At 67.5% G+C, this 15,085-nt stretch carries 13 protein-coding genes; 7 read left to right on the top strand and 6 right to left on the bottom strand.

The genetic code is table 11. From position 1 onward, the window contains the following. Positions 1 to 4: 4 nt before the first annotated feature. Positions 5 to 1,183: an efflux RND transporter periplasmic adaptor subunit gene (locus DI041_RS10845; protein ID WP_136638905.1), complete on the bottom strand. Its 1,179-nt coding sequence runs from the start codon at positions 1,181 to 1,183 to the stop codon at positions 5 to 7. Positions 1,184 to 1,335: 152 nt separating this feature from the next. On the opposite strand from DI041_RS10845, the gene DI041_RS10840 reads away from it, so the two are divergent. From DI041_RS10840 to DI041_RS10830, 3 genes are all read left to right on the top strand, one after another. After that, entirely contained in the window at positions 1,336 to 2,019 is a 684-nt protein-coding gene (locus tag DI041_RS10840; protein WP_046982754.1) for a response regulator transcription factor, read from the top strand. After that, positions 1,997 to 3,382, top strand: coding sequence for a sensor histidine kinase (locus DI041_RS10835; RefSeq protein ID WP_136638906.1), 1,386 nt, complete (start codon positions 1,997 to 1,999; stop codon positions 3,380 to 3,382). The genes DI041_RS10840 and DI041_RS10835 overlap by 23 nt, the downstream gene beginning before the upstream one ends. A gap of 98 nt (positions 3,383 to 3,480) precedes the next feature. Beyond that, a complete protein-coding gene (locus tag DI041_RS10830; protein WP_136638907.1) occupies positions 3,481 to 5,571 on the top strand; it encodes a TonB-dependent siderophore receptor in 2,091 nt (696 codons plus the stop codon). Positions 5,572 to 5,728: 157 nt separating this feature from the next. On the opposite strand, the gene DI041_RS10825 is transcribed toward DI041_RS10830, so the two are convergent. The 3 genes from DI041_RS10825 to DI041_RS10815 all read right to left on the bottom strand — a co-directional run bounded on the left by DI041_RS10825 (position 5,729) and on the right by DI041_RS10815 (position 8,549). Then, a complete protein-coding gene (locus DI041_RS10825) occupies positions 5,729 to 6,607 on the bottom strand; it encodes a LysR family transcriptional regulator (protein WP_136638908.1) in 879 nt (292 codons plus the stop codon). Between the two features lie 38 nt (positions 6,608 to 6,645). Further along, complete coding sequence (locus tag DI041_RS10820) at positions 6,646 to 7,527, bottom strand: SDR family NAD(P)-dependent oxidoreductase (protein ID WP_136638909.1); 882 nt, start codon at positions 7,525 to 7,527, stop codon at positions 6,646 to 6,648. Positions 7,528 to 7,685: 158 nt separating this feature from the next. After that, positions 7,686 to 8,549: a DMT family transporter gene (locus DI041_RS10815; protein WP_136638910.1), complete on the bottom strand. Its 864-nt coding sequence runs from the start codon at positions 8,547 to 8,549 to the stop codon at positions 7,686 to 7,688. Positions 8,550 to 8,680: 131 nt separating this feature from the next. Here DI041_RS10815 and DI041_RS10810 point away from each other — a divergent pair, with 131 nt between their 5' ends. Together DI041_RS10810 and DI041_RS10805 are read left to right on the top strand one after the other, a co-directional pair. After that, the gene (locus DI041_RS10810) at positions 8,681 to 10,060 is read left to right on the top strand and encodes an aminotransferase-like domain-containing protein (protein WP_046982760.1); all 1,380 of its coding nucleotides are present in this window, start codon (positions 8,681 to 8,683) and stop codon (positions 10,058 to 10,060) included. Positions 10,061 to 10,158: 98 nt separating this feature from the next. Then, positions 10,159 to 10,833 (top strand): class I SAM-dependent methyltransferase, encoded by a 675-nt coding sequence (locus tag DI041_RS10805; RefSeq protein ID WP_046982761.1) that lies wholly within the window; start codon positions 10,159 to 10,161, stop codon positions 10,831 to 10,833. Between the two features lie 3 nt (positions 10,834 to 10,836). On the opposite strand, the gene smqnr is transcribed toward DI041_RS10805, so the two are convergent. Further along, the gene (gene smqnr / locus DI041_RS10800; RefSeq protein WP_136638911.1) at positions 10,837 to 11,484 is read right to left on the bottom strand and encodes a SmQnr family pentapeptide repeat protein; all 648 of its coding nucleotides are present in this window, start codon (positions 11,482 to 11,484) and stop codon (positions 10,837 to 10,839) included. A 160-nt stretch (positions 11,485 to 11,644) separates the two neighbouring features. Between smqnr and DI041_RS10795 the strand changes: the two genes are divergently transcribed. Both DI041_RS10795 and DI041_RS10790 read left to right on the top strand, forming a co-directional pair. After that, positions 11,645 to 12,421 (top strand): DeoR/GlpR family DNA-binding transcription regulator, encoded by a 777-nt coding sequence (locus DI041_RS10795; protein ID WP_136638912.1) that lies wholly within the window; start codon positions 11,645 to 11,647, stop codon positions 12,419 to 12,421. A gap of 11 nt (positions 12,422 to 12,432) precedes the next feature. Beyond that, the gene (locus DI041_RS10790) at positions 12,433 to 13,566 is read left to right on the top strand and encodes an MFS transporter (protein WP_136638913.1); all 1,134 of its coding nucleotides are present in this window, start codon (positions 12,433 to 12,435) and stop codon (positions 13,564 to 13,566) included. Between the two features lie 9 nt (positions 13,567 to 13,575). Here DI041_RS10790 and DI041_RS10785 read toward each other — a convergent pair whose 3' ends face one another. Beyond that, on the bottom strand, positions 13,576 to 15,075 hold the full coding sequence (locus tag DI041_RS10785) for a PepSY domain-containing protein (protein ID WP_136638914.1): 1,500 nt from the start codon (positions 15,073 to 15,075) through the stop codon (positions 13,576 to 13,578). Between the last annotated feature and the right edge of the window lie 10 nt (positions 15,076 to 15,085).

Genomic DNA, 15,085 nt, shown 5'->3' with positions numbered 1-15,085 from the left:
GCGCTCAGTCCTTCGCGGTGGAAGCTGGCGCAGGCTTCACCCGCACCGTCATGCCATCGGCCAGGCCCTGCGCGCCGGCTACCACCACCTGCTCGCCGGCAGCCAGGCCATCGAGCACCAGCCACTGGTCGCCGATCGCACGCGCGGTGCGGAACAGCCGCAGCCGTGCCTTGCCGTCCTTGTCCACCAGCCATGCCTGCGCCTCACCCTTGGGGCTGCGATCCACCGCAGCCTGTGGCACCAGCAGCGCCTGCTGGCGGGTCCCCTGCCCCACCAGCGCGCGCACGTACATGCCTGGCAGCAGTTGCCCATCGGGGTTGGGGAAACGCGCACGCAGGGTGATGCTGCCGGTTTCCTGCTGCACGTCGATGTCGGCGAACTCCAGCGTCCCCGGCAACGGGTAGTCGGTGCCATCAGACAGGCGCAGCCGTACCGGCGCAGTATCGGCCTGCACGCCACCGTCGGCGATGGCGCGGCGTAGTGCCAGATACTCATTGCTGGACTGGGTGATGTCCACGTTCATCGGGTCCATCTGCTGCACCCGTGCCAGTGGATCGGCCTGGCCGGAGGTAACCAGCGCACCCGGGGTGAACAGCGCGCGGCCGATGCGGCCTGCGATCGGCGAGGTCACCGTGGCAAACCCCAGCCGTGTGCTGGCCGTGTCACGCGCGGCCTGTGCGGCCTGCGCGGCGGCGGCGGCCTGCTGGTCGCCGGCCACCGCATCATCCACGTCCTGGCGCGCGGCCAGCTGGTCCTTGCCCAGCGCCTGCATGCGCTGCGCCCGCAGGCGCGCGGTCACCGCAGCGGCCTCGGCAGTTTTCAGGTTGGCCCGCGCCTCGTTCAGCGCAGCCTGGTACAGCGCGGGCTCGATCTGGAACAGCGGCTGCCCGGCCTTCACCCACTGGCCCTGCTCGAACAGGCGCTTCACCAGCACGCCATCGACCTGCGGGCGCACATCCGATTCCTGCGAGGCGACGCTGCGCCCGGGCAGTTCCTGCTGCAGTGCCAGCGGCTGACTGCGCAGGGTCAGCACGGTCACCTCCGGTGCCGTGGCGCCCGGCTTGGGCGCGTCCTTGCCGCAGGCGCTGAGCAGGCCGGCCAGGGCAAGCGCCAACAGCGGCAGGCCCGCGGTTCGCGGCAGCCGCCAGGCGCGGTACGGACGGGAGGGGTTCGGAGGGATCATCGGCTGCAGGTTCCACGCGTGGGGGAGCGTTCGGCGCCGAATATAGAAGACGCGGCGGCACGATCCTGCTAAATCACGCATGAAACATTTTTCATTTGCAGTCGCTGCCCACGATTGCGAGGATGCCCCTGTCCCACTCTGCACACTGGCCCATGCCGCGCGTACTCACCATCGAGGACGATCTTGTCACCGCAGAGGAAATCGCCACTGAACTGCGCAGCCACGGCTTCGACGTGGACCTGGCCAGCGACGGCGGCCGTGGCCTGGCGCTGGCACGTGCAGGCGACTACGCGGTGATCACCCTGGACCGCATGCTGCCCGGCATCGACGGGCTGGCCCTGGTCACCACGCTGCGCCGTGAAGGCATCACCACGCCGGTGCTGATGATCAGCGCGCTGTCGGACGTGGATGAACGCGTGCGTGGCCTGCGCGCCGGTGGCGACGACTACCTGACCAAGCCCTTCGCCTCCGATGAGATGGCTGCACGCGTGGAAGTGCTGATCCGGCGCCAAGGCCCGACTGGCGCCATCGACAACGTACTGCGCGCCGGTGACCTGGAACTGGACCTGATGACCCGTTCGGCGCGACGCGGCGGGCATGAAATCGCGCTGCTGCCGACCGAGTTCAAGCTGCTCGAATTCCTGGTGCGCAACGCCGGCCAGGTGGTCACCCGCACCATGTTGTTCCAGGAAGTCTGGGGCTACCACTTCGATCCGGGCACCAACCTGATCGACGTGCATATCGGCCGCGTGCGCAAACGCATCGAACAACCCGGCCGCCCGCAGCCGATCCTGACCGTACGTGGAACCGGCTATGTCTTCGACGCGCAATCCTGACCATTGGCGCTCATCCAGCAGCCGCCTGCTGGGCCTGTACTGCATCCTGTTCGTGGCCTGGTCCAGCCTGCTGCTGGGGGTGATGTACTGGCGCATCTCGGACTACCTGAACGACCTGACCGAATCGGGCCTGCAGCAGCGCGCCCATCTGTTCATGAGCTTCGACGGGCCGGCGCTGGATGACGCGCTGCGCGACAGCCAGCGCTTTGACCTGCACCAGGTGTATACGTACGGGCTGTTCGACAAGGCCGGCGTGGCGATGGCGGGCCCGCTGACGGCCATCCCCGAAGGACTGCCGCTGGATGGCAACTCGCATCAGGTAGCGGGTTGGACGCTGGTCGATGGCCGCCACGAGAGCGGTGGCAGCGCGCTCGGCGTGGTGACCCGGGATGGCCGGACACTGGTGTTCGTGCGCCAGAACGGCAAGCTGATGGCGGTCAACAGCATCATCCTCGATGCACTGCTGTGGGGCGTGTCACTGACCGTCATCCCCGGGCTGGTGGGCTGGCATCTGCTGCGCCGGCGCCCATTGAAGCGGATCCAGCAGATCGAAGCGGCCACCAACCGCATCATTGCCGGCGACCTCGGCCAGCGCCTGCCGGTGTCCAACCGCCGCGATGAAATCGACCGGCTGTCGAGCATCGTCAACGCGATGCTGGAACGCATCGAACAGCTGATGACCGAGGTCAAAGGCGTGTGCGACAGCATCGCGCATGACCTGCGTACACCGCTCACGCGCCTGCGTGCACACCTCTACCGCATGCGCGTGGGCCTGGACGAACACGACCCGCATGCGGACCCGCTGGACAAGGCGCTGGCGGAGACCGACATGCTGATGGCGCGCTTCGCCGCCTTGCTGCGCGTGTCCGAGCTGGAAAGCCACCAGCGCCGTTCGGCCTTCGACGAGGTCGACATCGCCGACCTGCTGCAGGAGCTGCACCAGTTCTACCTGCCGTTGGCCGAAGAGAAGCAACAGGATCTGCAGCTGCAGGTGGCGCCGCAGATCGGGATGCTGCGCGGTGATCGCGAACTGCTGTTCGAAGCGGTGGCCAACCTGCTGTCCAACGCCCTGCAGTTCACGCCTGCGCACGGGCGCATCCTGCTGCGCGCGGTGGAGGACCACGGCGCGCCCCGGATCGATGTGATCGACAACGGGCCGGGCATCCCGCCGCAGGACCGCACCTTGATCTACCAGCGCTTCTTCCGCGGCAGCAGCAGTGCCGGGCAAGGGCCCGGCTTTGGCCTGGGGCTGTCGATCGTGGCCGCCATTGCCGGTCTGCACGGCTTCCGTGTCCGCGCCGGCAGCACCCCCGACGGCGGCGCCTGGATGAGCATCCGCGGCGCCGCAGACGGCCTGCCCTGAAGCGGGCTCATCACCGTCAATTGCATTTGGGAATCATTTGTATTTGAGGACGAGCATCCGGATAATCCGCCGTCACCGCCCTTCCCGGATCATTCCCGATGCCCGCCCTGCCGTCCCGTCCGCTGCTGTACACGCTCGCCCTGCCCACCCTGCTGGCCTCGGCCCTCGCCCAGGCCCAGGACAACCCGGCGGCGCGCACCCTGGACAAGGTAACGGTGGTGGCCGAGCGGGCCAGCACCGCGACCAAGACCGACACCGCCCTGACCGAGACGCCGCAGGCAATCAGCGTGGTCACCCAGCAGCTGTTCACCGATCGCGGCGCACACAACCTGCAGGAAGTGCTGCGCTACAGCGCCGGCGTCACCGCCGATGCCTGGGGCCTGGATACCCGCAACGACGCCACCTCGGTGCGCGGGCTGGACCCGGTGCAGTACCAGGATGGCCTGCGCCGCAGCTACGGTTTCAGTCCCCTCGCCCGCCCGGAGATCTACGGCCTGGAACGGGTGGAAGTGCTGCGCGGCCCGTCTTCGGTGCTGTACGGTGCCGGCGCCACAGGCGGCATCATCAATGCGATGAGCAAGCGCCCGACCTTCGGCGCCCTCAACGGCGAGGTCGGCGTGCAGCTCGGCAGTTTCGACCGCAGGCAGCTGCAGGGTGACATCAGCGGCGCATTGAACGATGCCGGCACGCTTGCCGGCCGCTTCGTCGGGCTGGTGCGCGAATCGAACATGCAGACCGATGTATTGAAGGATGACCGCGTCTACCTGGCACCGTCGATCAGCTGGCGCGGCGAACGCAGCACCTTGACCCTGCTGGCCAGCTACCAGCATGACAAGACCGGCTCCAGCCAGCAGTTCCTGCCGCTGGCCGCGACCCTGCTGGCCCCGCCCGGACGCCGCCTCGACCCGTCCACCTTCATCGGCGATCCCGGCTTCGACCGCATCGACTCGCGTGTGTACAGCCTGACCGCGCTGTTCGACCACAGCTTCAACGACATGCTCAGCCTGCGCTCGGCAGTGCGTTACATCGATGGCAGGACCACCCTGCAGCAGATGTACGTGGACAGCTACAGCAATCCGACCAACCCCTTCATCGACGCCGAGCGGCGCGTGGTCAACCGCACCGCCTACGGCACCCGCCCCGACGTGCAGATCTTGAGCGCCGACAATGCACTGCAGTTCGACTTCGCCACCGGTGCCTTCCAGCATCTGCTGCTGGCCGGCGTGGACTACAGCCAGTACAAGGAGCAGCTGCAGCGGCTGGACGCCACCGGCACGCCGATCGACATCTACACCCCGGTATCGGTAGCACCGATCGTGCGTGGCTGGGATCGTCAGCCGGACCAGACCTCCACCCAGCTGGGTGTCTATGTGCAGGACCAGATCCGTTGGGCCGACCGTGTCTCGCTGGTGCTGGGCGCGCGCCGCGACCATGCCCGCTCGAAGACGGAAGGCCAGCCCAGCCAGACCGACAACGCCACCACCTATCGCGCCGGGCTGATCGGCGAACTGGGTGCGGGCGTTTCGCCCTACCTGAGCTACAGCGAATCGTTCCTGCCAGTGTCGGGGCAGGATCTGTTCGGCAGCGCCTTCAAGCCGATGCGCGGCCGCCAGTCCGAGGCCGGCATCAAGTGGCAACCCGCGCGCAACCTGCTGCTGACGCTGGCGGCGTACCGCATCACCGAAACCAATCGCCAGACCAACGATCCGGACAATGTGTTGAATGTGGTGCAGACCGGCCAGATCCGCTCCAAGGGCGTGGAGCTGGAAGGCCAGTTCCAGTTTTCCAACGACCTGACGGTTACCGCCGCCGTTGCGCGCAACGAGGCTGAGGTCAGCCGCAGCAATTTCGCATTGGAAGTGGGCCAGCGCCTCAACGACACCCCGCAGGACCTGGCCTCGGCCTGGGTGTCGAAGGGTTTCCAGCTGGATGATGCCGCACGCCTGCGGCTGGGCCTGGGCGTGCGCCATGTGGGCAATACGGTGTCGCTGGGCAATGGCGGGCGCATCATCACTCCGAGCTACACGCTGGCCGATGCATTGATGGAAGTGCAGGTGACCGACTGGACGATGGCGTTGAACATCACCAACCTCACCGGCAAGCGCTACTACGCGCCGTGCCGCACCTTTGGCGACTGCTTCGCCGGCTACCCGCGCGTGGTGAGCGGCACCATCAGCTATCGGTTCTGATGGCGACCAGCGCGGGCCGCCGCAGCAGCAGGTGCAACAGCACAGCGCAGGCGGCGGTCAGGTCCCGGCGCGTTGGCCTGGCGCACGCCTGCAGGTGTAATCGACGATGCCGTTGCGCATCTGCTCCGCAGCGCTCAGGACCAGCTGATCCACCGGATCAGCGCGCGGCCGCGGCATCCAGGAAATTGCGCAGCACCGGCGACGGTGCTTCCGGCCGCGTGCAGAACTGCAGCGCGAAGCGCGCTGCTTCATCGGCCACCAGCCGATAGACGATTTCCTGCGAACGGAAACTGGCCATGCTGGCCGGCACGATCGCCACGCCGGCGTCAACCGCCACCAGCGACAGCACCGCGTGCATGCCATGCACTTCCTGCACCACGCGCGGGGTGAATCCTGCCGCGGTGCACAGGCCCAGCACCTGCGCATGAAAGCCGATGCCCTCGCCCGCCGGCCATGAAACGAACAGCTCATCGGCGAGCATCGCCACACTGACCTCTGGTGCGTCGGCCAGCGCATGTGCACGCGGCAGCGCAATCGCGAGGCGGTCGTGGTCGAAGTCGTGAAGTACCAGCTCGGCCGCGGGAATCGGTGGAATCAGCACGCCGACATCGATGCGCTGCTCACGCAGCCACAGCTGCTGCTGGCGCGAGGTCGCTTCCTGCAGATGCAGCTGCACCTGCGGGTACTGCTGGCGGAAGCGGCGGATCAGGCCTGGCAGGCGGCCATACAGCGCACTACCCACATGGCCCACGCGCAGGCTGCCAGACTGCCCGGCGGCGGCTTCGCGCGTGCGCTGCAATGCCTGCTCGGCCTGCTGCAGCGTTGCTCGCGCCTCAACCAGCAAGGTCTGCCCGGCCGTGGTCAGGCCCAGGGTACGATTGCCGCGCACGATCAGTTCACTGCCCAGTTCGTCTTCCAGCCGCCGGATCGCCGCTGTCAGCGGTGGCTGCGACATGTGCAGGCGGGCCGCGGCGCGGTGGAAGTGCAGCTCTTCGGCCACGGCCACGAACTGGCGAAGCAGGCGCAGGTCGATCATCTCGATGCAGGCAGTGGGAACCCGCCTAGAGTACGCCTTCAGCCGCGCACGTCGACGCTGGCGCGGGCGATGGCCGGCCACTGCAGGGCCACCGACTCGATGCTGTCGGCACTGACCGCGCGCAGATCCCGCGGATACGCCACATGCTCGGCCTCCTGCAGGCGCAGTGCGTGGAACTGGCCATTGCTTGCGCGCAGCACCCATCCGCCGTCCTGGCAGCGCGTGGACGCCAGATAGGCCACGCCCTGTGCGACCGCGTCCGGATGCAGCTCGTCGGGCTCGCCGTCGACGCCCCACATGCGGGTCTTCGCCACCGGCGAAACGGCGTTGGCCACGATACCGTGCTCGGCGCCTTCCAGTGCCAGCACATTGACCAGGCCAAGCGCGGCCAGCTTGCCCATCGCGTAAGCGGACAGCCCGCGCTGTGCGTACTGCGGATACAGCGCGCGATCGGACGTGGTGATGACGATGCGCCCACCGCCCGCCGCGCGCATCGCCGGCCACGCCGTCTGCGCCAGCCACAGCGGCGTCTTCGCGGCCAGGCACAGCATCTGCTCCAGCGCCTCGTCCTCGATCGCTTCCAGCGTCTGGTACTCGACCCAGCCGGCGTTGTGGATCAGGAAATCGATACGGCCGTGCTGCTGCAGCAGATCCTGCACCAGCCCGTGGCAACCCGCGCGATGGTCGATGGGATCACTGACGGCCTGCACCGATAGCCCCCGCGCCTGCAACGCTTCGGCACTGTGCTGGATGCGCAGCGGATCGGTACCACGGCCATCGGTGCCGGCACCGACGTCATGCATCACCACATGCGCGCCACGCTCGGCCAGCAGGCGACTGTAGGCCAGGCCCAGTCCACCGGCGGCGCCGGTCACCAGGCCCACCTGGCCTTCGAAGGAAATACGCGAGATCGGCTTCATCCGCACAGCTTCAACCAAACACGCGGGCCGCAGCCAATACCGTTCGCCGCCCTCCACGATACGCGCACGCTATCGTCGAAAAGGGGACGGAGAGGATTAAGGCGTTTCAGGCACAGTGTGGCAAGTTACGGCTTGATCCCCTCCGCCCCCTTTTTCGCTCAGCGGCTGAAGCGGCGCGCGCCTGCCACGCAGATCACCGCGACCACGGTCACCAGCACCATGCTGAGGCTGACCGATTCGTGCAGCAGCAGCGCAGCCAGGGCCAGGCCGAAGAACGGTTGCAGCAGCTGCAGTTGACCAACCGCGGCAATCCCGCCCTGGGCCAGCCCGCGATACCAGAACAGGAAACCGATCAGCATGCTGAACACCGCCACGTAGCCCAGTGCCCACCACGCCGAAGCACCGACTGCCGCGAACGAGGCCGGGCGCATCAGCACCGCCAACGGCAGCATCACCGGCAGTGCCAGCAGCAGCGCCCAACTGATCACCTGCCAACCGCCAAGGTGACGGGCAAGCCGACCACCTTCGGCATAGCCGAGCCCACACACCACGATTGCCGCCAGCATCAGCAGGTCAGCCTGAAGCGAGGCCTCGATGCCGTTGCGTACCGCATAGCCGACCACGCAGGCACTGCCCAGCAGCGAGAACAACCAGAATGCGGGACGCGGCCGATCGCCACCGCGCAGTACACCGAACACAGCAGTACTCAGCGGCAGCAGGCCGAGGAACACGATGGTGTGTGCCGATGAAGCGTGGCGAAGGGCCAGTGCGGTCAGCAGTGGAAAGCCGACCACCACGCCGAAACTGACCACGGCCAGGCCCGCCAGATCGGTGCGCTGCGGACGCGGCTGGCGCAGCAGCAACAACAGGCTGACGCCAAGCACGGCGGCGATGGTGGCACGCGCAGCGGTGACGAATCCGGCGTCCAGCTCCAGCACTGCCAGACGGGTTGCCGGCAACGAGCCCGCGAAAATCACCACGCCGATGAAGCCATTGATCCAACCACTCGCCGACCGTTCCACGCCTGTACTCCTGTCGTGCCGGGCAGCACCCGGCGGGATCTCCATGGAAGCACCCGAGACGGCGCGGCCCCAGCTACAATCCAGTACAGTCGCAAGTAACTGTACTGCCCACACTTCCACTACAGTCCGCCATGCCACGCCCCCTCACCCGCATCGAATCCGTCATCCAGGCGGTGCGCACCCGCATCAGCGCGCGCATCGATGGCCCCGGCTCGCGCCTGCCCTCGGTCCGTGCACAGGCCAGCGCAATGGGGGTTTCCGTCTCCACCGTGGTCGAGGCCTATGAGCGCTTGGCCGCCGAGGGTGTGATCAGCGCGCGCGCGGGCTCGGGCTTCTACGTCAGCGGGCCTGCTGCACCACTCGCCCTTGCCGAAATGGAGCCCCGGCTGGATCGCGCGGTGGACCCGCTGTGGGTGTCGCGGCAATCGCTGGAAACACCGGCCGGCCATCTCAAACCGGGCTGTGGCTGGATGCCCAGCGATTGGCTGTACCACGACGGCATGCGTCGTGGCCTGCGCCGGCTTGCGCGCGCCGATGCGTCACAGCTGGTCGACTACGCCGGCCCGCTCGGCCTGCCCGCGCTGCGCCAGCTGCTGCAGCGGCGTTCGGCTGCCGTGGGCATCGATGCGCCCATGGAACAGATCCTGCTGACCGAATCGGGCACCCATGCGGTCGAGCTGATCTGCCGTTTCCTGCTCAAACCCGGCGACTGCGTGCTGGTCGATGACCCCAGCTACTTCAACTACCACGCGTTGCTGAAGGCACACCAGGTGCAGGCGATCGGCGTGCCCTACACTGCAACCGGCCCGGACCTTGAAGCATTCGCACACGCTTTGCAGGCGCATTCGCCGCGGCTGTACATCACCAACTCGGGGCTGCACAACCCAACCGGCGCCGTATTGTCGGCCAGCACCGCCCATCGTCTGCTTGGCCTGGCCGAACGCAGCGAGCTGATCATCGTCGAAGACGACATCTTCGCCGACTTCGAGCTGAGCCCCGCGCCACGGCTGGCCGCACTCGATGGGCTGTCACGGGTGATCCACGTCGGCAGCTTCTCCAAAACACTGTCGGCAGCGTCGCGATGCGGCTACATCGCCGCACGCCATGACTGGATCGAAGCGCTGACCGACCTGAAGCTGGCCACCAGTTTCGGCGGTGGACACCTCGCGGCACAATTGATGCACATCGCGCTGACCGACAGCGGCTACCGCCGCCACATGCAGTCGGTGCGTTCGCGGCTGGCCGATGCGCGCCGGCAAACGCAGCGGAAACTGCAGACTCTGGGCATCACGCCGTGGCTGCAGCCGGAAGCCGGCCTGTTCCTGTGGTGCCAGCTGCCAGACGGTCGCGATGCCGCCGCACTGGCCCGGCGATGCCTGCGCGCAGGCATCGTGCTGGCCCCGGGCAATGCCTTCAGCCAGTCGCAGCGCGCGGCCGACTATGTACGTTTCAACGTCTCGCAGTGCCAGGACCCGCGGATCTGGCAGGTGCTGACGCGGGAACTGCGCTGAGCTGGTTGCGAACCGGCCAGCGCAGGCGGGAGCGTCCAGCCGCAAAGGCACTTGCACGGCGCGCTACAGTGGTATGTCCCCTCCGCAGGAATCCGCGCATGTCCACGTTCTCCGACCCGCAGGCGGTGGCCCGCTATGCCGAAGCGCCGCAGCGCCAGGTGCCGGGCTTCCTCGCGTTGCAGCAGATGAGCCGCCTGCTGCTGGCCGAACGCGTCCCGACGGAGGGCCGCGTGCTGGTGCTGGGTGCGGGTGGGGGGCTGGAGCTGAAGGCCTTTGCCGTGGCGCAGCCGGGCTGGCAGTTGCTGGGCGTGGACCCGGCTGCGCCGATGCTGGCCCTGGCCGAGCAGACACTGGGCCCGTTGAACGCACGCGTTGAGCTGCTGGAAGGCTACATCGACGATGCCCCGGACGTGCGCTTCGATGGTGCCAGCTGCCTGCTGACCCTGCACTTCCTCGACGCCACGCAACGCCTGCATACGTTGCGCGAGCTACACAAGCGACTTCGCCAGGGTGCCCCTCTGGTTGTCGCCCACCACAGCGTGCCGCAGGATCCGGTCGGCAAGCTGCGCTGGTTGCAGCGCTACGCGGCGTTCGCGGAAGCTTCGGGGGTTGCCCACGCCGATGCGCAGCGCGCGATCGAAGCGATTGCCGAGCGGCTGCCGCTGCTGGCGCCCGAGCAGGAAGTCGCGCTGCTGCAGGAGGCCGGCTTCGACGACGTGGAGCTGTTCTATGCCGGCTTCAGCTTCAAGGGCTGGGTGGCGTACGCCGGATGAAGCCTACGGCACTACGGTGATACCGATGCGCTGCATCAACAGCGCCACCTGCTGCACGTCCAGCGTGGCGCCACGCAGGTTGGTGCTGCGCAGGTCCAGCTCGCCCAGCTCGGAGTTGGTCAGGTCGCAGTCGGTGAAGTTGGCACTGTTCCAGTCGATACCCTCGAACTGGCCGCCGGACAGGTCCGATCCTGCGAAGCTGGCACCGTTCACGTTGGCGCCGTCCCAGCGGTTCTCCCACAGTTCGCACTTCTCCAGAGTCACCCGCGAGAAATTGGCGTAGCGCAGGTTCGACTTCTTGATGAAGGCGCTGCAGAACCAGCTGCGCGTGGTTATCTGGTTCATGAAGCTGGCGTTGCTGAAATCCGCACCCTGTGCGCGGCACTCGCTGATCTCCAGCCCCAACGCCTTGATGAAACTGAAATGGCACATGCTGATGTCACAGCTGCGGAAACTGGCTTCCTTCAGCGTGGCACCATTGAAGCGGCAGCCGGCGCGGCTGTCGGCATCGTAGAAACTGCAGTTGATGAATTCGGTGGCGGTGAGGTCCGCGCCGGAAAAGTCGCATTCGTGGAACTGCTGGTCGACCACTTTCTGGCCGGTGTACTGGTCCGCGCCGATGCGCAGCTTGCGGTGAACGGTGGGGGACATCGGGGATTCCATGCCGGTGGCCCCGTCATGATGCCGGGCCACGAAGGTGATCCATAGACCCGGACGCGGGCGGGTTCACCGGCAGTCCAGCCGGCGTGCGTCCACCTATCCCGGATCACACGTTGTTGCACGTTAATGCACGAACATGCACACTCCCAGCATGAGTTCCGATCCCAGCCCCCTTCCCGCCCAGCGGACCCAGCTGATCCTCGACGAACTGCACCAACAGGGCCGTGTGGTGGCCGCTGAACTGGCGCGCCGTTATGCGGTTTCCGAGGATTCGATCCGCCGCGACCTGCGCGAGCTGGCTGCCCAGGGGCTGTGCCAACGCGTCTACGGTGGTGCCGTGCTGCCGCCGCCCAAGGAGCGCCCGCTGCGCGAGCGCCTGACCCGCGACCGTGGCGACAAGGCCGAACTGGCCGCCCGCGTCTGTGCCCTGCTGCAGCCCGGCCAGGTAGTGCTGCTCGATGCAGGCTCGACCAATCTGGCCATCGCCCAGCAGCTGCCAGCCGCCCTCGGTCTGACGGTGATCACCAACGCCCCGCAGATCGCCACCGCCGCCAGCCAGCACGAGGGCACCTCGGTACAGCTGATCGGCGGCCGCCTCGCCCGCGGCGGCGGCGCGGTCGGTGCCGAAACACTGGCCCAGGTGCAGCGCCTGCGCGCCGACGTGTACCTGCCCGGCCCATGCGCGGTGGATGGCGACACCGGCGTGTGGGCGATGGATGCGGAAGAAGCCACACTGAAGCGCGCGATGGTGGCCTGCAGCAGCCGCGTCATCGTCGCCGCCACCACCGAAAAACTCGGTGCCCGGGGCAACTGGCAGATCGCCAGCCTCGACGAGATCGACGATCTGGTGTTGACCACCTCGGCACCGCCCGCACTGGCCGCGCGCTTCCGCGCCGCCGGTATCGCGGTACACCCCACCCCGCCCTGACCGTACCGCTCATGTCCCTCGCCAACCGCCCACGTGCCGAACAGCACGCGACCCGCGCTGCATTCTTCATTCCCGGTTTCGCCACCGCGTTGTGGGCCACCCTGGTGCCGTTCGCCAAGGCGCGCACCGACATCAACGACGCTACGCTGGGCCTGGTGCTGCTCTGCCTCGGTGCCGGTTCGCTGCTGGCCATGCCGTTGTCCGGCGTGCTGGCCGCACGCCTGGGCTGCCGCCGGGTGATGGTGGCCAGCAGCCTGCTGATCTGCCTGACGGTGCCCGGCCTGGCACTCGCCGGTTCGGCCTGGGCGCTGGGAATGGTGCTGTTCGTGTTCGGCGCAGCTGTCGGCGCGATGGACTGCACGATGAACGTGCAGGCCGTCATCGTCGAGCGCGAAGCGCGGCGGGTGATGATGTCCGGCTTCCACGCGTTCTTCAGCATCGGCGGCTTCCTCGGCGCGGCAACGATGACCGTGCTGCTCTCCGCACAGTTGCCGCCACTGGCATCGGTGCTGATCGGTGTCGGCGCCATGCTGCTGGTGATGCTGCTGTCGGCGGCGTACTGGCACAGCGAGCGCATGCCGCACGACACACCGATGCTCGCCATTCCGCACGGCATCGTGCTGTTCATCGGCGTGCTGGCGTTCGTCGCTTTCCTCGGCGAAGGCGCGATGCTGGACTGGAGCGCGGTCTTCCTCAGCGATGTGCGCCGCGTCGATGCCAGCATTGCCGGTATCGGCTATGTGACCTTCACCCTGACCATGACCGTCGCACGCCTGTTCGGCGATGCGCTGGTAGCGCGTATGGGCCGTGAGCGCGCGATCGTGTTCGGTGCTCTGCTTGCCGCCGCTGGCGTGCTGGTGCTGACGCTGGTCACGCCGTGGCAGGCGTCGCTGATCGGCTATGTGCTGGTCGGCCTCGGCTGCGCCAACATCGCGCCCGCGCTGTTCTCGCTGGCCGGGCACCAGACCCGCATGCCGGGTGCGCTGGCGATTACTGCCGTGTCCACGCTAGGCTTTGCCGGCATCCTTGCTGGCCCGGCACTGATCGGTTTTGCTGCCAACCACTTCGGCCTGATCGCTGCGTTCATCGGCGTCGCCGTGGCGCTGCTGATGGTCGCCATGTCGACGCGCTGGCTGCGGGTGTGACTGGCAGCATCAGCGCCGCCGCACCTTCATCCGCAACCGGCGGTAGCCGATCACCGTGGCCGTCCCGCACAACGCCGTGCCAGCAGCGCTCAGCAGCAGCAACACAGCCAGCCTCGCACCTTCCTGACGCAGCATCGCTGGCAGATCCCAGCTGTGCAGGAAGTAGAACAGCCAGCGCCCCACCCGTTCCCGATGCCCCATCGTCAGCAACGGATCGCCGGTGGCCAGATCGAGATAGACGCGCGTCGCCTCGGCATCGCCGAAGTCCGCCACTGCCACCGGGAAGCGGCGCACCGCCGCACCATTCATGGCCTCCGGTGCACGCGGATAGAAGTACGCATCCGGCGCCTGCCGGATCACGAATCCCTGCACCGGTGCATCGGACATGGCTCGCACCTTCTGCAGCAGCCATGCCGCTGGCAGCTGGCGCGCAACCTGCAGCTGCCCTTCAACCTGGGACACGATGCGGGTATCGCCTTGTCCATCCAGCAGCACCGCAAACAGTTCACCTCCGATGCGCCGCCACTGGACCTCCACCGGCTTGAACCGCGTAGCATCGACCGTCGCCAGCAGCGCCGCCGGGGCACCCAATGCGCCATCCACCGCCGCCGCACCACCGCGATAGCGGCCGCTGTCGATCGCCTCGCGTGTGCTGCTGAAAACCCCCAACGGGTTCATCGACATCAGCCCGCTGAAGATCCAGGTGAACACGAAGGCGGATACCACCAATCCGATCAGGTGGTGCCAGCGCATCCACGGCTCGACGTACGGTGTCTTCGCGCCGGAACGGTAGTGACCACGGAAACGCCAACGCCACACCCCGACCACGATGCCGCTGACCGCCGCCACCGTGCACAGCGCGGACAACACGATCACCACCCACGTCCACACCGGGTCCACCGACTGCATGCGCAGGAAGTACAACCAGTGCAGCCACGCGCCCACGTAGTTCCAGCGCTGCTGCACCCGTGGTGCATCCAGTACCACTTCGCCAGTGTGCGAGGACACGTACAGGTCTCCCGGCTGTGTACCTCCCACTTCCACCCGGTACAGCGGCCGATGTACGTCCAGTGCACGCGAATGCGTCCAGCGGTCCTCGTCCACCCGCATCGCGCCCACGAACGCCTGGCCGCCGGCGAACTGTGCAGCTGATGCTTCGGCACGCTGTGCCGACACCGGCAGCAGGGCCTGGCCAGTGACGGCTGACCACGCCCCAACGTTGCTTCCCGTGCGCACCACATACGCAGGCGCGCCTCGCAACGTGGTCAGGGCCACGGCCTCCGGCTCGGCCTGCACCGCGGCAGGCAGTACCGACAGCCCCTGCAGGTCGCGGGCGTCCCCCAGCACGGGCAAGGCTGCCAAGCGCTCCCCCGGCGTCAGCTTCGGGTAGCCGATGAACAGCATCACCATGCCGCTGACAAACCACAGCAGCATCAGCAGGCATCCGCCGATGCCGAGCCAGCGATGCACCAGATAGGTCCAGCGCTTGGCCTTCGATCGCAGCGACATGGTGCGCGTC

This window comes from Stenotrophomonas maltophilia (assembly GCF_004920835.1).
GTDB classification, from domain to species: domain Bacteria; phylum Pseudomonadota; class Gammaproteobacteria; order Xanthomonadales; family Xanthomonadaceae; genus Stenotrophomonas; species Stenotrophomonas maltophilia_AQ.
The sequence above is the reverse complement of the archived record's forward strand: the minus strand, read 5'-3'. Positions and strand labels throughout refer to the sequence as shown.